Source organism: Dysgonomonas sp. 521 (genome assembly GCF_010501055.1).
Lineage (GTDB): Bacteria > Bacteroidota > Bacteroidia > Bacteroidales > Dysgonomonadaceae > Dysgonomonas.
On the sequence record NZ_QVMO01000140.1, the window covers coordinates 4207 to 6249 of the forward strand.

1 protein-coding gene and 1 pseudogene are annotated in these 2043 nt (G+C 49.2%); both read right to left on the reverse strand.

Annotation, left to right across the window (positions count from 1 at the left end):
- Positions 1-741: pseudogene (locus tag D0T84_RS20870) on the reverse strand (hypothetical protein); the annotation flags it as partial.
- 34 nt (positions 742-775) lie between these two features.
- Positions 776-1960, reverse strand: coding sequence for an FISUMP domain-containing protein (locus D0T84_RS20875; RefSeq protein ID WP_163309824.1), 1185 nt, complete (start codon positions 1958-1960; stop codon positions 776-778).
- Positions 1961-2043: the final 83 nt, after the last annotated feature.

Below are 2043 nucleotides of genomic sequence, written 5' to 3' on the forward strand. Positions count from 1 at the left end.
GGCATCTACCGTACCCGATACCTTTACGGGGAGTTCCCCGGCTCCGGTTGCCAATGTGGCAGCATCTATCGTAACGGTGATACCGCTGGCATGGTTGTAGGTGTATCCTGCAAAGGCTTCGCCTTCGGCTCCGGTATATTTGAATACTCCGGCGGCCATTTCGCTGTGGGCTACTCCGGAGCCACGGGTGTATTCGTCGGTGGTTCCCTGAGTGAATGAACCTGCGGTATTTACATATAGCGTGGTTGATCCGGCGTCTATATTGTAGTTGGGAGCGAATATGAGATTCGTTGGCTGCGTATTGCCCGTGCAAGGTTCAGGCAGTCGTTCCCATACTGTGCCATGCCATACATATATGCCTGGACAGAAAGGGTCTTCATCGCTGATATTATACACGGTTAGCCCGATATGAGTTTTGTCGGCAGTGGTTCTGTCGAGAACAGTGTTTCCTTTGCTGTCTTTGTAGTCGCCGGCATCGCTCTTGTCCTTGTCAAACATGGGGAACAAAGCATTCTCGTCTACGAGGTATACACGAGGCATACCCAGACCTTGGGAGGAATTTGCTCCAGCAACGTCGGTTGTTTTCAGGTTGAGCAGCGCTCCTTTTTCCGGTTCAAGGTTTGCGCCTATGGTTATCTGCGCTCCTGCCCGGAGGCTAAACAGCAATAATACTACCAGTAATACGGATAGTCCGTATTGGGGGTAGTATGCGCAGTTAGTAAGTGTCTTGGTTGTTTTCATAGAATATTTTATATGAGTTTATATTATTTGGTGGTTAATTTTTATCCTGTACGCAACGTACCGACAGTCCCCTCCGTACATTTCCCGTATTTGTATTGCTGGTGCTGGAGGTATCGAATAATAATGCGTCACTGTTGTAAACCAGTCGGCAGTCGTAAGCCACTGATTGGGCTCCATTGGGCCATATTGTAGGGTCGTCCATCCACCAAAGGGCTGCATTGGCAAACTGCCTCGACCACTCTGAGTCGGCTCCGGTATGTCCTCCCGGCAAGGCTCCGAATCCGGAGTCTTCTAATAGCGATGTTGGCCCCCACTTCTTTTTTTCGGTAATATCTGCTGCTTTAAAGAACTCGCCGTACTTGCTGCGCATCTTACTCCCGGCTGTACCAGCGCCGCCCAGGGCATCGGCCAATTGCTTCCATTCGGCCGGCGTAGCCAAGTGCCAGCCTGTGGGACATGCTACCATCGCCTGCTCGCGGCTGTATTTCAGGCCGAACATCTGTGCATACTCGAGACGCGAAACTGTGGTATTATTATTTGTGGCAGCTGCTGCAGTCAGTCCCCATCCGTAAGAAATGGTGCCGGTCAGCAGGTCGGTTTTTGATGTTATCTGAAGAGGGGTTTGCTGTGTGCTGCCCTGATAGGCATAATTGATCATGGGCCATTCATCTTTTCCCGCCCCGGGTAATTTGCTGCCATCGCCGGCAACGGTAGAGTAAAGGTCTTGTGTCATCCAATATGATCCGGCTGCAGGATCGCACGGATCGGTGGTATACCATTTGGCATTGTAGGTATTGCCGTCGGCATCGGTCATCGTAATATCAGGATGCTCGTTGTTCCTCAGGGAAATCCATTCAGTGCCATTCCATGCATAGGGACCGGGGCAATTGACCGGACTACCAAATCTTTCTGTGGCATAGACTATTAACGCGGTATGAGGAATATTATCCGAACTAGTTAGGCTACTGATATCTGTCAATGATTTTTTATCGGTTAATGCCACTCGTGGAAGAAGCAATCCGCGTATAGCATTGGTATTATTCCCATCGGGTAAATATTCCTGTAAATCGAGAAGAGTTCCCGGTTTAGGGTCTATATCTGAACCGATGGTTATCTGGCCTTTGACCAGGGGGCTGAACAGAAAAATGACTATGATGGCCAATAGGCGCCAGAGCGGCATCTTGCCCGCACATTTGTTTTGTGTCTCGGTTGTTTTCATAAATCGTGTGTTTGATTAATTTAATTGTATTCTTGTTTCATTCATCAGATTCTGATTGTGATGGCAGGTACCTGCCTGGAAAT